Origin of the sequence: Salmonella sp. SSDFZ69, from assembly GCF_004010755.1 — a bacterium.
GTDB lineage: Bacteria > Pseudomonadota > Gammaproteobacteria > Enterobacterales > Enterobacteriaceae > Salmonella > Salmonella enterica.
Map to the genome: position 1 here is coordinate 569,622 of NZ_CP034831.1, position 15,619 is coordinate 585,240.

15 protein-coding genes and 1 tRNA gene are annotated in these 15,619 nt (G+C 52.5%); 12 read left to right on the forward strand and 4 right to left on the reverse strand.

Going from position 1 to position 15,619, the window contains the following annotated elements:
* Window positions 1-52: 52 nt before the first annotated feature.
* Window positions 53-1,024 (reverse strand): octaprenyl diphosphate synthase, encoded by a 972-nt coding sequence (gene ispB / locus EOS98_RS02760; RefSeq protein WP_001047354.1) that lies wholly within the window; start codon window positions 1,022-1,024, stop codon window positions 53-55.
* 257 nt (window positions 1,025-1,281) lie between these two features.
* Between ispB and rplU the strand changes: the two genes are divergently transcribed.
* The 4 genes from rplU to cgtA all read left to right on the forward strand — a co-directional run bounded on the left by rplU (window position 1,282) and on the right by cgtA (window position 4,153).
* Window positions 1,282-1,593 carry a 50S ribosomal protein L21 gene (gene rplU, locus EOS98_RS02765; RefSeq protein ID WP_000271396.1) on the forward strand — a complete coding sequence of 104 codons (312 nt, stop codon included), beginning with the start codon at window positions 1,282-1,284 and terminating at the stop codon, window positions 1,591-1,593.
* 19 nt (window positions 1,594-1,612) lie between these two features.
* Complete coding sequence (gene rpmA / locus EOS98_RS02770; RefSeq protein ID WP_000940593.1) at window positions 1,613-1,870, forward strand: 50S ribosomal protein L27; 258 nt, start codon at window positions 1,613-1,615, stop codon at window positions 1,868-1,870.
* Between the two features lie 129 nt (window positions 1,871-1,999).
* The gene (locus tag EOS98_RS02775; protein WP_000813052.1) at window positions 2,000-2,965 is read left to right on the forward strand and encodes a DMT family transporter; all 966 of its coding nucleotides are present in this window, start codon (window positions 2,000-2,002) and stop codon (window positions 2,963-2,965) included.
* Between the two features lie 15 nt (window positions 2,966-2,980).
* Window positions 2,981-4,153, forward strand: coding sequence for an Obg family GTPase CgtA (gene cgtA / locus EOS98_RS02780; RefSeq protein WP_000673556.1), 1,173 nt, complete (start codon window positions 2,981-2,983; stop codon window positions 4,151-4,153).
* 130 nt (window positions 4,154-4,283) lie between these two features.
* On the opposite strand, the gene dacB is transcribed toward cgtA, so the two are convergent.
* A complete protein-coding gene (gene dacB / locus EOS98_RS02785; RefSeq protein ID WP_001212687.1) occupies window positions 4,284-5,717 on the reverse strand; it encodes a serine-type D-Ala-D-Ala carboxypeptidase in 1,434 nt (477 codons plus the stop codon).
* 247 nt (window positions 5,718-5,964) lie between these two features.
* On the opposite strand from dacB, the gene greA reads away from it, so the two are divergent.
* Window positions 5,965-6,441: a transcription elongation factor GreA gene (gene greA / locus EOS98_RS02790; RefSeq protein WP_127821138.1), complete on the forward strand. Its 477-nt coding sequence runs from the start codon at window positions 5,965-5,967 to the stop codon at window positions 6,439-6,441.
* A 155-nt stretch (window positions 6,442-6,596) separates the two neighbouring features.
* On the opposite strand, the gene yhbY is transcribed toward greA, so the two are convergent.
* Window positions 6,597-6,890, reverse strand: a complete 294-nt coding sequence (gene yhbY / locus EOS98_RS02795; RefSeq protein ID WP_001592995.1) for a ribosome assembly RNA-binding protein YhbY — start codon at window positions 6,888-6,890, stop codon at window positions 6,597-6,599.
* A gap of 126 nt (window positions 6,891-7,016) precedes the next feature.
* On the opposite strand from yhbY, the gene rlmE reads away from it, so the two are divergent.
* The 7 genes from rlmE (at window position 7,017) to EOS98_RS02830 (ending at window position 14,020) form a co-directional block, all read left to right on the forward strand.
* Window positions 7,017-7,643 carry a 23S rRNA (uridine(2552)-2'-O)-methyltransferase RlmE gene (rlmE, locus tag EOS98_RS02800; protein ID WP_000145974.1) on the forward strand — a complete coding sequence of 209 codons (627 nt, stop codon included), beginning with the start codon at window positions 7,017-7,019 and terminating at the stop codon, window positions 7,641-7,643.
* Between the two features lie 103 nt (window positions 7,644-7,746).
* On the forward strand, window positions 7,747-9,681 hold the full coding sequence (gene ftsH, locus EOS98_RS02805; RefSeq protein WP_001107481.1) for an ATP-dependent zinc metalloprotease FtsH: 1,935 nt from the start codon (window positions 7,747-7,749) through the stop codon (window positions 9,679-9,681).
* Between the two features lie 104 nt (window positions 9,682-9,785).
* Window positions 9,786-10,634, forward strand: coding sequence for a dihydropteroate synthase (folP, locus tag EOS98_RS02810; RefSeq protein WP_000764711.1), 849 nt, complete (start codon window positions 9,786-9,788; stop codon window positions 10,632-10,634).
* Window positions 10,627-11,964 (forward strand): phosphoglucosamine mutase, encoded by a 1,338-nt coding sequence (glmM, locus tag EOS98_RS02815; protein ID WP_000071169.1) that lies wholly within the window; start codon window positions 10,627-10,629, stop codon window positions 11,962-11,964. Before folP ends, glmM begins: the two co-directional genes overlap by 8 nt.
* Window positions 11,965-12,186: 222 nt before the next feature.
* A complete protein-coding gene (gene secG / locus EOS98_RS02820; protein ID WP_000272680.1) occupies window positions 12,187-12,519 on the forward strand; it encodes a preprotein translocase subunit SecG in 333 nt (110 codons plus the stop codon).
* 13 nt (window positions 12,520-12,532) lie between these two features.
* Window positions 12,533-12,619 (forward strand) — tRNA-Leu (locus EOS98_RS02825).
* A 336-nt stretch (window positions 12,620-12,955) separates the two neighbouring features.
* Window positions 12,956-14,020 (forward strand): DUF1963 domain-containing protein, encoded by a 1,065-nt coding sequence (locus tag EOS98_RS02830; RefSeq protein WP_126523809.1) that lies wholly within the window; start codon window positions 12,956-12,958, stop codon window positions 14,018-14,020.
* An 85-nt stretch (window positions 14,021-14,105) separates the two neighbouring features.
* On the opposite strand, the gene argG is transcribed toward EOS98_RS02830, so the two are convergent.
* A complete protein-coding gene (argG, locus tag EOS98_RS02835; protein ID WP_000207646.1) occupies window positions 14,106-15,449 on the reverse strand; it encodes an argininosuccinate synthase in 1,344 nt (447 codons plus the stop codon).
* Window positions 15,450-15,619 lie beyond the last annotated feature (170 nt).

The window sequence follows — 15,619 nt, forward strand, 5'->3', positions numbered from 1 at the left end:
TATTAGAACTTAATGGGATATCCCGCGCAGTACGCGGGATAAGAGAACGGCATTAACGATCGCGCTGCACCGCGATGTGTGCGAGACCGATTAGCGCCTCACGCCATGGGGTATCCGGCAATATCTGCAACGCGGATATCGCTTTGTCGGCTTCTTCTTCCGCTCGCTGACGCGTCCATTCCAGCGAGCCGCAGGTGGTCATCGCTTCCAGAACCGGTTCCAGAAGATGACGGCCATTACCTTGTTCAATAGCGGTACGGATCATCGCTGACTGTTCTGGCGTACCGTGGCGCATGGCGTGAAGCAACGGTAAGGTGGGTTTGCCCTCATTGAGGTCATCACCCACATTTTTACCGAGATGCTCGCCGTCGGCACTGTAATCCAGCAGATCGTCAATGAGCTGGAAAGCCGTACCAAGGTAGCGGCCATAGTCCTGCAACCCTTTCTCTTGCTCAGGCGTACAACCAGCGAGAATACCGGAGCACTGGGCGGCAGCTTCGAACAGACGGGCCGTTTTACTGTAAATCACCCGCATGTAATTTTCTTCGGTAATGTCCGGGTCATTCACGTTCATCAATTGCAGCACTTCGCCTTCTGCAATCACGTTGACCGCTTCCGACATCACTTCCAGCACTTTTAACGAGCCGAGGCTGGTCATCATCTGGAAGGCGCGGGTATAGATAAAGTCGCCGACCAACACGCTGGCGGCATTACCGAAAGCGGCATTTGCCGTCGCTTTGCCGCGACGCATATCAGATTCATCCACCACATCATCATGTAGCAGCGTCGCCGTGTGGATAAACTCGATCAGAGCGGCGATAGTCACGTGCGCGTTACCCTGATAACCCACCGCACGCGCGGCAAGAACGGCAATCATCGGACGAATGCGTTTTCCGCCGCCGCTAATAATGTAATATCCTAGCTGATTAATCAGTTGAACGTCGGAATTAAGCTGTTCAAGGATTGTCGCATTGACACCCGCCATATCTTGCGCGGTTAACTCGTTGATTTTTTCTAAATTCATCGCAAAAGCCGGGCTTATCGCCCCGATTATCCCATGTCTGAATGAGGTAACGTAGGGTTTATGGTTAGAAATATACCCTGATTGTACTGAAAAAACGCCGCAGATAAACGTTACCGTATGCGTTGTGTTTTTTTTCTTCATGTATTGATGGTAGCACTTGTCAAAGCCGTGCAATTTGCGTAATATTCGCGCCCTATTGTGAATATTTATAGCGCGCTCTGAATCATTGAAAGGTGTGCGCGGAAGCGGAGTTTTTTATGTACGCGGTTTTCCAAAGTGGTGGTAAACAACACCGAGTAAGCGAAGGTCAGACCGTTCGCCTGGAAAAGCTGGACATCGCAACTGGCGAAACTATCGAGTTCGCTGAAGTTCTGATGATCGCAAACGGTGAAGAAGTCAAAATCGGCGTTCCTTTCGTTGATGGCGGCGTAATCAAAGCTGAAGTTGTTGCCCACGGTCGTGGCGAGAAAGTTAAAATCGTTAAGTTTCGTCGCCGTAAACACTACCGTAAGCAGCAGGGCCATCGTCAGTGGTTCACTGATGTGAAAATTACCGGCATCAGCGCTTAAGATTAGGGGAGCAGATTAAATGGCACATAAAAAGGCTGGCGGCTCGACTCGTAACGGTCGCGATTCTGAAGCTAAACGTCTGGGCGTAAAACGCTTTGGCGGTGAAGCAGTTCTGGCAGGCAGCATCATCGTTCGTCAACGTGGTACTAAATTCCACGCTGGCACCAACGTTGGTTGCGGTCGTGACCACACTCTGTTTGCTAAAGCAGACGGTAAAGTGAAATTCGAAGTTAAAGGCCCGAAAAACCGTAAATACATCAGCATCGTTGCTGAGTAAGTTTTTTGTGGTCCGGTAACGGATGAAAGCCCCGCACCTGTTGCGGGGCTTTTTACATTCGATGGCCGACTAAAATATACCCGTGTGGCTGTGCGAATGCCGTTAACGGGTCTTTGCAGGGAACACGGCATGAAGCAGCAGGCAGGCATTGGCATTCTTTTAGCGCTCACTACCGCGATGTGCTGGGGAGCGTTGCCAATAGCAATGAAGCAAGTGCTGGAGGTGATGGAGCCTTCAACCATTGTCTTCTACCGCTTCTTAATGGCCAGTATTGGCCTCGGGGCGATACTGGCAGTAAAAAGAAAGCTGCCGCCGCTGCGTATTTTTCGTAAGCCGCGTTGGTTGGTGTTATTGGCGATAGCGACCTGCGGACTGTTCGGTAATTTCATTTTGTTCAGTTCTTCCCTGCAATATTTAAGCCCAACCGCGTCGCAGGTTATCGGCCAGCTCTCGCCGGTTGGCATGATGGTCGCCAGCGTCTTTATTCTGAAAGAAAAGATGCGCGGTACGCAGGTGATTGGCGCGCTGATGTTATTGAGCGGGCTGGTGATGTTTTTTAACACCAGTCTGATCGAGATTTTTACCCGACTGACCGACTACACCTGGGGCGTTATTTTTGGCGTAGGCGCGGCGATGGTGTGGGTGAGCTATGGCGTGGCGCAAAAAGTATTATTGCGACGTCTGGCCTCGCAGCAGATCCTGTTTTTACTGTACACTTTATGTACGATAGCGCTCTTGCCGCTGGCAAAACCGATGGTGATAGCGCAACTGAGCGACTGGCAGCTCGCCTGTTTGATTTTCTGCGGGCTAAATACGCTGGTAGGATATGGCGCCCTGGCGGAAGCGATGGCGCGTTGGCAGGCGGCGCAGGTGAGCGCGATAATCACGCTTACACCGCTATTTACCCTGCTGTTTTCAGATCTTTTATCTATGGCCTGGCCCGATTTCTTCGCCAGACCGATGTTAAACCTTTTAGGTTATCTCGGTGCGTTTGTCGTGGTTGCGGGCGCGATGTATTCCGCCATTGGTCATCGTATTTGGGGCGGTTTACGCAAGCATGAAACGGTGGTTTCGCAACCCCGCTCAGGCGAATGATTTACGGAGAATAAAATGAAGTTTGTTGATGAAGCATCGATTCTGGTCGTTGCAGGCGATGGCGGTAATGGCTGTGTGAGCTTCCGCCGCGAAAAATATATCCCGAAAGGCGGCCCGGACGGCGGTGATGGCGGCGACGGCGGCGACGTCTGGATGGAAGCCGATGAAAACCTGAATACGCTGATCGATTACCGCTTTGAAAAATCGTTCCGCGCTGAACGTGGTCAGAATGGCGCGAGCCGCGACTGTACCGGTAAACGCGGTAAAGACGTGACCATTAAAGTGCCGGTCGGTACGCGCGTTATCGACCAGGGAACCGGTGAAACGATGGGCGACATGACCAAACACGGTCAGCGTCTGTTGGTCGCGAAGGGCGGCTGGCATGGGTTAGGCAATACCCGTTTTAAATCCTCGGTTAACCGTACGCCGCGCCAGAAAACCAATGGTACGCCGGGCGATAAGCGCGACCTGCTGCTGGAACTGATGCTGCTGGCGGATGTCGGGATGCTGGGGATGCCAAACGCCGGTAAATCAACGTTCATTCGCGCGGTATCGGCAGCAAAACCGAAAGTCGCGGACTATCCGTTTACCACGCTGGTGCCGAGCCTGGGCGTGGTACGTATGGACAGCGAAAAGAGTTTTGTGGTGGCCGACATTCCGGGGTTGATCGAAGGCGCGGCGGAAGGCGCGGGCCTGGGGATTCGCTTCCTGAAGCACCTCGAACGTTGCCGCGTACTGCTGCACCTCATTGATATCGATCCGATCGACGGTTCCGATCCGGTGGAAAACGCCCGTATCATTATTGGCGAACTGGAAAAATACAGCCAGGATCTGGCGGCTAAACCGCGCTGGTTAGTGTTCAACAAGATCGATCTGATGGATAAAACCGAAGCGGAAGAGAAAGCGAAAGCGATCGCCGAAGCGTTGGGCTGGGAAGGGAAATACTATCTGATTTCCGCCGCCAGTCAGCTAGGGGTGAAAGATCTCTGCTGGGATGTGATGACCTTTATCATCGAGAATCCGATCGCGCAGGCTGAAGAAGCAAAACAGCCGGAAAAAGTCGAGTTCATGTGGGACGATTATCATCGCCAGCAGTTGGCTGAAGTGGAAGAAGACGCAGACGATGACTGGGATGACGACTGGGATGAAGACGACGAAGAAGGCGTCGAGTTCATCTACAAACGTTAATCTCGTAGCCGGATGGCGCTTACGCTTATCCGGCCTACAAAAGCCAACGGGCCGCATTTGCGGCCCGTTTTATTATGTTCTTTGTTGGCCGGATAAGACGCGTTAGCGCCGCCATCCGGCAATAATGCACTCAGTTAGTCTGATAAATATCCTTATACAACCGACTCTCGAAGCGTACCAGCGGGATTCGGCGATTACGCTGATCGGCAGGTGGAACCGCGTAGCCGGACAAATACTGTACAAATGCCATCCGTTGCCCGCTTGCGGTGGTAATAAAGCCCGCCAGATTATACACGCCCTGCAGTGACCCGGTTTTCGCCGAAACCTTACCGTCTACGCCCGCCTGATGCAGTCCGGCGCGGTATTGCAATGAACCATCATAGCCCGCCAGCGGCAGCATAGAGATAAAGTTCAGCTCGTTATCGTGTTGGGCGATATATTGCAGCACCTGCATCATCGTGGCGGGAGCGATCAGGTTATGGCGAGAAAGACCGGAACCGTCGGCAATAATGGTATTGCCGATATCAATTCCCGCCTGTTGGCGTAGGATCTGGCGAACGGCATCCGATCCCGCCCGCCAGGTGCCAGGCACGTTAAACCTGACATGACCAATCATCCGAAAAACAGTATCGGCGATCATGTTGTCTGACTTTTTCAGCATAATCTTAAGCAGATCGTGCAGTGGCGCCGACTGTTTACTGGCGACGATCGTTCCGGGCTCGTTAACCTGCGTCTGGCGCAGCAGCGTGCCGCGGTAAGTTATCCCGGCCTCTTTCAGTTCCTGCTTGAGGATCGCGCCCGCGTAGCTGGCGCCGTCCTGAATAGCAAAGGCCAGCGGCAGCGGGTCGGCGCGCTGTGGTAAACAGCCGGTAAGCGTATAACGGTTCAAATCGCCAGGCACAACATCCAGCTCGCAATACTGCGCGTCTGCCGAACCGCGCGGCAGAGTCCGTACCTGGCTGAACATCGTTACCGGATAATAAGAGGCCACGCGAATAAAGGCTAAATCGTTTGGTTTTTGCGCGCTATAAAGCGACACAGAAAAACAGTTGCGGTCAACAATGGCGGCGGCGGGAGGCGCGCTGAAACACTGCGTCAGGTCGTTCCACGGCCAGCCTGGCGCTTTATCGTGGCTGGCGAAAATCGACGTATCGATAAGCACATTACCGTCGATTTGCGTGACGCCTGACTTTTTCAGCGTCGCGACCATATTGCGAATATCCTGACGTCTTAGCGTTGGATCGCCACCGAAGCGCGCAATTACGTCACCTTTCAGGATGCCGTTATCGACGTTGCCTTTAGTCTCCAGCGTGGTCGTAAAACGGAAATCCGGGCCGAGTTGAATCAGCGCCGCCAGCGCGGTAATCACCTTTTGGGTACTGGCGGGAAGCGCCATCTGCTGACTATGATAATCAATAGCTGGCGCGGGCGCGCCAATCTTTTGCACCATCAGCGCGAGGTTGGCGCCGGCCGGAAGCTGTTTGATGTATTCGTCAATATTCGCGGCCTGAACGCTGAACGCTATACTGGTGGTCAATCCGATGATAAATCTGGAAAATCGCATAATCTCGCGCTAACACCCTGGAAACAAGCCGTCATACTACGGCGCAACGCCCTAAAAAGTAAACGATGACCCATAGGGAACTCCAGGGTAAAATGGTTATCAAAGAGGAAATTGTAGCTGACCTGGGACTGCGCGCCCGGGTTGGTGTTTTTTTGCTTCTGACCCTGGTATGGCATATGCCGGGGCTGGCTTAGCAGCCGGGGTAGAGTTCATTGCCCCCTACAGGAATGTTCAAGAGGTATAACAAATGCAAGCTATTCCGATGACCTTACGCGGAGCCGAAAAACTGCGCGAAGAGCTGGATTTTCTGAAATCTGTGCGCCGTCCTGAAATCATCGCCGCTATCGCCGAAGCGCGCGAACATGGCGATTTAAAAGAAAACGCGGAGTATCATGCTGCACGCGAACAGCAGGGTTTCTGCGAAGGGCGCATTAAAGATATCGAAGCAAAACTGTCGAATGCGCAGGTGATTGATGTCACTAAAATGCCGAACAATGGTCGCGTGATTTTCGGCGCTACCGTCACGGTGCTGAACCTGGACACTGACGAAGTGCAGACCTACCGCATTGTTGGCGATGATGAGGCGGATTTTAAGCAAAATCTCATTTCGGTAAACTCGCCAATCGCTCGCGGCCTGATCGGCAAAGAGCAGGATGACGTCGTGGTGATCAAAACGCCTGGCGGCGATGTGGAATACGAAGTGCTTAAAGTGGAATACCTTTAAGTAGTACTCAATACGCAAATTGTTGGTGTATTGTAAAGAAAGGAAAAAGGCCGCATAGCGGCCTTTTATCAACGGAGAGAGCGTGGCATTTTGCTCTCCTGCTCGTGGAAAACCCCTCGTTTTACACAGATTTTGTGTTCGACTTTAGGATATCCTTAACGCGGCAGCGAGATTTTACGCTCTTTAGTTGGGCGATACAGCACCAGCGTTTTACCGATGACCTGTACGTTACAGGCGCCGGTTTCGCGCACGATAGCGTCCACGATCAAGGTTTTTGTTTCGCGATCTTCCGAGGCGATTTTCACCTTGATAAGTTCATGGTGCTCTAACGCTTGTTCAATCTCGGCCAGTACCCCTTCGGTCAAACCATTATTGCCAAGCATAACAACAGGCTTGAGCGGATGTGCCAGACCTTTTAGGTGCTGTTTTTGTTTAGTACTCAGATTCATCGTATATTTTTGCTTACGTTGGGATTGAAAACGGGTCATTCTACCGCCATCTCCCTTATATCGCCAAATAGGCGTGTAGAAATTTACGCCATTGGCTACGATGAACTGCCCCGACGGGAAAGTTAAATGACAGGTAAAAAGCGTTCTGCCAGCTCAAGCCGCTGGCTTCAGGAACACTTTAGCGATAAATATGTTCAACAGGCGCAGAAAAAGGGGCTACGCTCCCGTGCCTGGTTTAAACTTGATGAAATACAGCAAAGTGACAAACTTTTTAAGCCGGGAATGACGGTAGTCGATCTCGGCGCTGCGCCAGGAGGCTGGTCACAGTATGTGGTCACGCAGATTGGCGGCAAAGGCCGCATCATCGCTTGTGATCTTTTACCTATGGATCCTATCGTTGGTGTGGACTTTCTTCAGGGCGATTTTCGTGATGAACTTGTCATGAAAGCGTTACTGGAACGCGTGGGTGACAGTAAAGTACAAGTTGTCATGTCGGATATGGCACCAAACATGAGCGGAACACCGGCGGTGGATATCCCCCGCGCCATGTATCTGGTGGAGCTGGCGTTAGAGATGTGCCGCGATGTGCTGGCGCCAGGCGGAAGTTTTGTAGTGAAGGTGTTCCAGGGCGAAGGTTTCGATGAGTATCTAAGGGAAATTCGCTCCCTGTTTACGAAGGTTAAAGTTCGTAAGCCGGACTCTTCGCGTGCGCGTTCGCGTGAAGTGTACATTGTAGCGACCGGGCGAAAGTGATAACCGGCAGATTTCAGACGTAAGGTTTGAAAGAAACTGGATATAGAGTATCCTGACGCTGTTTTTAACACAGTTGTAATAAGAGGTTAATCCCTTGAGTGACATGGCGAAAAACCTAATACTCTGGCTGGTCATTGCCGTTGTGCTGATGTCAGTATTCCAGAGCTTTGGGCCCAGCGAGTCTAATGGCCGTAAGGTGGATTACTCTACCTTCCTGCAAGAGGTCAATCAGGACCAGGTTCGCGAAGCGCGTATCAACGGACGTGAGATCAACGTTACCAAGAAAGATAGTAACCGTTACACGACTTACATTCCGATTAATGATCCGAAGCTGCTTGATAACCTGCTGACTAAAAACGTCAAGGTTGTTGGCGAACCACCTGAAGAGCCAAGCCTGCTGGCTTCTATCTTCATTTCCTGGTTCCCGATGCTGTTGCTGATCGGCGTCTGGATCTTCTTCATGCGTCAGATGCAGGGCGGCGGTGGCAAAGGCGCCATGTCGTTCGGTAAGAGCAAGGCGCGTATGCTGACGGAAGATCAGATCAAAACCACGTTTGCTGACGTTGCGGGTTGTGACGAAGCGAAAGAAGAAGTGGCGGAACTGGTTGAATACCTGCGTGAACCGAGCCGTTTCCAGAAGCTGGGCGGTAAAATTCCGAAAGGCGTCCTGATGGTCGGCCCGCCGGGTACCGGTAAAACCCTGCTGGCAAAAGCCATTGCGGGTGAAGCGAAGGTGCCATTCTTTACGATTTCCGGTTCTGACTTTGTGGAAATGTTCGTCGGTGTCGGCGCGTCTCGTGTGCGTGACATGTTCGAACAGGCCAAGAAAGCGGCGCCGTGCATTATCTTCATCGATGAAATCGACGCCGTAGGCCGCCAGCGTGGCGCAGGTCTGGGCGGCGGTCACGATGAACGTGAGCAGACGTTGAACCAGATGCTGGTTGAGATGGACGGCTTCGAAGGTAACGAAGGTATCATCGTTATCGCCGCAACTAACCGTCCGGACGTTCTGGACCCGGCGCTGCTGCGTCCAGGCCGTTTTGATCGTCAGGTGGTGGTAGGCCTGCCGGATGTACGCGGTCGTGAGCAGATTTTGAAGGTGCATATGCGTCGCGTACCGTTAGCGACGGATATTGATGCGGCGATCATTGCGCGCGGTACGCCGGGCTTCTCCGGTGCGGACCTGGCGAACCTGGTCAACGAAGCGGCGCTGTTTGCCGCACGCGGCAACAAGCGCGTTGTGTCGATGGTTGAGTTCGAGAAAGCGAAAGACAAAATCATGATGGGCGCCGAACGTCGCTCCATGGTGATGACGGAAGCGCAGAAAGAGTCGACCGCGTACCACGAAGCGGGCCACGCGATTATCGGTCGCCTGGTGCCGGAACACGATCCGGTGCACAAAGTGACGATTATCCCGCGTGGTCGTGCGCTGGGCGTGACCTTCTTCCTACCTGAAGGCGACGCGATCAGCGCCAGCCGTCAGAAGCTGGAAAGCCAAATCAGCACGCTGTACGGCGGTCGGCTGGCGGAAGAGATTATCTACGGCGTTGAGCATGTTTCTACCGGCGCGTCGAACGACATTAAAGTCGCGACTAACCTGGCGCGTAACATGGTCACCCAGTGGGGCTTCTCGGAGAAACTTGGTCCGTTGCTGTACGCGGAAGAAGAGGGCGAAGTGTTCCTCGGCCGTAGCGTCGCAAAAGCGAAACATATGTCTGATGAAACTGCGCGTATCATCGACCAGGAAGTGAAAGCGCTGATTGAACGTAACTACAATCGCGCTCGTCAGATCCTGACTGACAATATGGATATTCTGCACGCGATGAAAGATGCGCTGATGAAATATGAAACCATCGATGCGCCGCAGATTGATGACCTGATGGCGCGTCGTGAAGTGCGTCCGCCTGCGGGCTGGGAAGATCCAAACGGCACCAATAACTCTGACAGCAATGGTACGCCTCAGGCGCCGCGTCCGGTTGATGAACCACGCACGCCGAACCCGGGCAACACGATGTCAGAGCAGCTGGGCGACAAATAAGCGTTTGTTGTACAACATTTTGTTTAGCGCTCACCGAAACCCTGGGGCTTGCCCCGGGGTTTTTCTTTTTTTAACTCACCATAAATAAAACAGGGATTTTGACCATGAAACTCTTCGCTCAGGGCGCCACGCTCGATCTCACTCATCCGCATGTTATGGGTATCCTGAACGTAACGCCGGATTCGTTCTCCGACGGCGGCGCGCATAACACGCTGATTGAGGCTGTGAAACATGCGAATTTAATGGTGAATGCCGGGGCGACAATTATTGATGTGGGGGGGGAATCAACGCGACCAGGCGCGGCGGAAGTGAGCGTGGAAGAAGAGCTGGATCGCGTTATTCCGGTACTGGAAGCAATCGCGCAACGTTTTGAAGTGTGGATTTCTGTGGATACCTCTAAACCCGAGGTGATCCGTGAAGCGGCAAGGGCGGGCGCGCATATTATCAATGATGTCCGTTCGCTCTCCGAGCCCGGCGCGTTGGAAGCGGCAGCGGAAACCGGCTTGCCGGTCAGTCTTATGCACATGCAGGGCAACCCCAAAACCATGCAGGAGGCGCCGAAATATGACGATGTCTTTGCCGAGGTGAATCGCTACTTTATTGAGCAAATAGCACGTTGTGAGAAGGCTGGCATCGCAAAAGAGAAATTGTTGCTCGACCCCGGATTCGGTTTCGGTAAAAATCTCTCTCACAATTATACCTTACTGGCGCGACTGGGTGAGTTTCATCATTTTAACCTGCCGCTGCTGGTGGGCATGTCACGTAAAACGATGGTTGGTCAGTTACTTAACGTGGGACCATCAGACCGTCTGAACGGCAGCCTTGCGTGCGCGGTAATTGCCGCGATGCAGGGCGCGCAGATCATTCGCGTCCATGACGTCAAAGAAACCGTAGAGGCGATGCGGGTGGTAGAAGCCACTCTGTCTGCAAAGGGAAACAAACGCTATGAGTAATCGTAAATATTTCGGTACCGATGGGATTCGCGGACGTGTAGGCAATGCCCCCATTACACCTGATTTCGTGCTTAAACTGGGTTGGGCTGCCGGAAAAGTGCTGGCGCGTCATGGTTCGCGTAAAATCATTATCGGTAAAGATACGCGTATTTCCGGCTATATGCTGGAGTCCGCGCTGGAGGCGGGCCTTGCCGCTGCGGGACTGTCGGCCTCGTTTACCGGGCCTATGCCAACGCCAGCCGTCGCCTATCTGACGCGGACTTTCCGCGCGGAGGCGGGTATCGTTATCTCGGCTTCGCATAACCCGTTCTATGATAACGGCATTAAATTCTTCTCTATCGACGGTACGAAACTGCCTGACGATGTGGAAGAAGCCATCGAAGCCGAAATGGAAAAAGAGATCACCTGCGTAGACTCCGCCGAGCTGGGGAAAGCGAGCCGCATCGTCGATGCCGCCGGACGCTATATTGAGTTCTGTAAAGGCACCTTTCCGAACGAACTGAGCCTCAATGGCCTGAAAGTGGTTGTGGATTGCGCCAACGGCGCTACCTACCATATCGCGCCAAATGTGCTGCGCGAGCTGGGCGCGACCGTTATCGCCATCGGCTGTGAGCCAAACGGCGTCAACATTAACGAAGAAGTGGGCGCGACCGACGTGCGCGCGTTGCAGGCGCGCGTGTTGGCGGAGAAGGCGGACCTCGGCATCGCGCTTGACGGCGACGGCGACCGGGTCATCATGGTTGACCATGAAGGCAATAAAGTCGATGGCGATCAGATCATGTATATCATCGCGCGCGAAGGGCTGCGCCAGGGGCAACTGCGCGGCGGCGCGGTGGGGACGCTGATGAGCAATATGGGGCTGGAGTTGGCGCTCAAGCAGCTTGGCATTCCGTTTGCCCGGGCGAAAGTGGGCGACCGCTACGTGCTGGAAAAATTGCAGGAAAAAGGCTGGCGCATCGGCGCGGAAAACTCTGGTCACGTTATTCTGTTGGATAAAACGACCACTGGCGACGGTATTGTAGCGGGGCTACAAGTTCTGGCGGCGATGGTGCGTAATCATATGAGTCTGCACGATCTGTGCAGCGGTATGAAAATGTTCCCGCAGATTCTGGTTAACGTGCGTTACACCGCCGGTAGCGGCGATCCGCTGGAAAATGAAGCGGTGAAAGCGGTAACGGCGGACGTAGAAGCCACGCTCGGCAATCGTGGGCGGGTACTGCTACGTAAATCCGGTACCGAACCGCTGATTCGCGTGATGGTTGAAGGCGAGGATGAAGCGCAGGTTACGGCATTCGCCCATCGTATCGCGGATGCGGTAAAAGCCGTTTAAGCGTTTAAGTGACTAAAAAGGCGGCGGTTGCCGCCTTACGGCCCGCAAAAAACAACGCTTTTGCTGTTTTTTTCCGCAGTTGATACAATGCGCTTAAATTGCCCTTGCGAAGGTCATTCGCTTTGGTTAGTATTCACACCCGCTTCAGTGGGAAACAGTAAAAATCCCGCTTTATTGGTAGAAGCATTGGTACGCGGCAACTCCGCAAGGAACAGGTTGATTATGTACGAAGCTCTTTTAGTTGTTTTCCTTATTGTGGCAATTGGCCTTGTAGGTCTGATCATGCTGCAGCAAGGTAAAGGCGCTGATATGGGAGCCTCCTTCGGAGCAGGCGCTTCCGCTACGCTATTTGGTTCAAGTGGTTCTGGTAACTTCATGACCCGAATGACGGCGGTATTGGCGACGCTGTTCTTCATCATCAGTCTGGTGTTGGGTAATATCAATAGCAATAAAACCAATAAAGGAAGCGAGTGGGAAAATCTGAGCGCGCCGGCGAAGACCGAGCAGACTCAACCTGCTGCACCGGCCCAGCCGACCAGCGATATCCCGCGCTAATAGCAGTATCCGTGCCGAGGTGGTGGAATTGGTAGACACGCTACCTTGAGGTGGTAGTGCCCAATAGGGCTTACGGGTTCAAGTCCCGTCCTCGGTACCAATATTCCAGAAAAGAGACGCTGAAAAGCGTCTTTTTTTTTCGTCTGTTGAAACTGCTCTCAGAGAGGAGGTTGAAGCACGCTTACACGCGTCCCTGGCATGGCCCCGTCAATACGTTGAGATAGCCCTCCATACATACTCATGTATGTCCTCTCTGGTGATCTCCCTGCGTCAGGTTCACTCCACCGATTACGAGATCATCTTCGTTCATTGAAGCCAGTAGTTGCTCAGCTATAATCTGAAATGCTTGTATCTGTTATCCCCCTCCATATCTTTTGCTCAAGTAGTTTTATCTAATCTTCCTTTGCACTGAGCCGAATATCTAAGGAAGAGATTAATGAGTTTATTTTTCGATCGTGCTGGATTGATTGCTGAATTGCGCACATCCAATTTGAGCTCTGCTATTCAGGAGAAAGTCGTGCAACAGGCACGTGCTGCTATTGCATTTAAACGTTGTCTGCGGGATATGGAAACAGTAAAGGTGGGGGCATCGCGGTTGGGCGGTCTACCCGACTGGCCATTAGGACAAAGCTGGCCTATACGAAAAAAATCGGTTAATGCCACATCTCGCGTACTAAAGCTGAAAGCTGAAAAAACGCGAAATGCTAGGTTTGTTCATGAAATGAAAATGAGTTATGAGCTGCTCAATGAAGGGCGTAAGCTGCTTGGGCAGCCAGCGGAAGATTTTGACGAGGAAAAGTATCGGTTAGTGCAGCAGCGGTTATTAACCGAAATTGACATCCGCATAGAGAATCAGTTGGTTGATTTTCCGCTTGCTTTCGTTGCCCAACTAAACTTGAGTGACCTGGCGTTACTCCCGGGGTTTGATCCACTGCTTCCCAGGCGGGGGGTATTGAGCTTCTTTGTCGATGTTACCTGGGAAGATCGGCAGCCCTTTGTTTTCTGGCACGATGTTGAGGTAGATACATTAAGCACGCTAGCTGTGCCAGATGACTTGCTGGCTTTTTACAATAAGATTGAATTTCGTGAACCATGGCAATTGTGTACACAGGTTGAGTGCCTGGAACCTCTTTCCGTTATCAGTGTTTCGTCAGTCTGCGAGGGGTTAAGCGTTACGCAGCAGAAAGCGTATGAATCATGGTATGACGCGTTAAGTGATTACGAACAGGACAACCCGTATCGAGTTGATGCCTGCTATTCCGGCGATCTTCTGGGAGGGTGGACAATTCCTCTCCAACGTAGTGTGGAAGATGAACTGAATCAAAATGATACAAGGTGGCGACAGCTTTTTAGCTGGGATGAAGAAATTCATTCTACAACAGCATTACTGGCTGTCGCTGGGCCGGATTTTGGCGGGGGCATTGACTATATAATGATGACTGAAAAAGACATGGCTGCACAATGCTTTGACAGGGTGCGAAATGTTGTCCAGTTAGATTAACCGGCAAATCAGCCATTTGCATCAACCTGGGGTGATATTCACAAAAAAGGCCGCTTTCGCGGCCTGTTGCATCAACGACGCGGGCTTATTTGCCTTTGTTTTCCAGGTTCTCAACCTGCGGCAGACCGGTCGCGGAAGAGGCGGTTAACAGACCCGCTTTCGCGTAGCCGAACAGTTTCTCGCGGGTATCGGTAATGTCCAGATTACGCATGGTCAACTGGCCAATACGATCGTCCGGTGAGAATACGGACTCGCCTTTCTCCATGGTCAGACGCTCAGCCTTATAGGTCAGGTTGTCTGACACGGTGTTCAGGATGGAGTAGTCGTTGCCGCGACGCAGCTCCAACGTCACTTCACCGGTAATCTGGCTGGCGACCCAACGTTGCAGGCCGTCACGCAGCATCAGCGCCTGCGAGTCGAACCAGCGGCCCTGATACAGCAGTTTGCCCAACTGACGACCATGAGAGTGATATTGCTCAATGGTGTCTTCGTTGTGAATACCGGTCAACAGACGCTCGTAAGCGATGTGCAGCAGTGCCATTCCGGGGGCTTCATAAATACCGCGGCTTTTTGCTTCAATGATGCGGTTTTCAATTTGGTCGCTCATACCCAGGCCGTGACGGCCGCCGATGCGGTTCGCTTCCAGCATCATCTCAACATCATCGCTGAAGGTTTTACCGTTCAGGGCAACAGGGTGGCCCTGCTCGAAGCGGACGGTCACCTCTTCTGCCGGGATCTTCACGCTCTCGTCCCAGAACTTCACGCCCATAATCGGGTTGACGATCTTGACGCTGGAGTTAAGAAACTCCAGATCTTTCGCTTCATGCGTGGCGCCGAGCATGTTGGAGTCGGTGGAGTAGGCTTTTTCGACTGACATCTTATAGTCGAAACCGCAGGCAATCATAAATTCAGACATCTCATGACGGCCGCCCAGCTCATCGATAAAGTCGGTATCCAGCCACGGTTTGTAAATCTGCAGCTCGGCGTTGGTCAGCAAGCCGTAACGATAGAAACGTTCAATATCGTTGCCTTTATAGGTGCTGCCGTCGCCCCAGATATTCACGCCGTCTTCTTTCATCGCGGCGACCAGCATCGTGCCGGTCACGGCACGGCCCAGCGGCGTGGTATTGAAATAGGTCAGTCCGCCAGTCGTATTATGGAAAGCGCCGCACTGAATCGCTGCGATCCCTTCTGCAACCAACTGCTTGCGGCAATCAATCAGGCGAGCATTCTCTGCGCCATACTCCATTGCGCGACGAGGAATGGCGTCATAGTCATCCTCATCCGGTTGTCCCAGATTCGCAGTATAAGCATATGGGACAGCTCCTTTTTGTCGCATCCACAGCAGTGCGGCGCTGGTGTCCAGACCGCCGGAAAAAGCGATACCAATACGTTGACCTGCTGGAAGATGCTTAAGAATCGTCGTCATAGAATAGAACCCTGCTTGATTGACTGATAATGAGATCGGTTTCTGCTTTAGTGCATTTTTATGCAAAATAAATGAGTTTTCATTTAATCATCTTTTAGCAGAGACAGGAAGCGTTTAGTGAAGGTTTACTGAAATAACGTTGTGAAATGCATGTATAAGCCGGAGAGGTG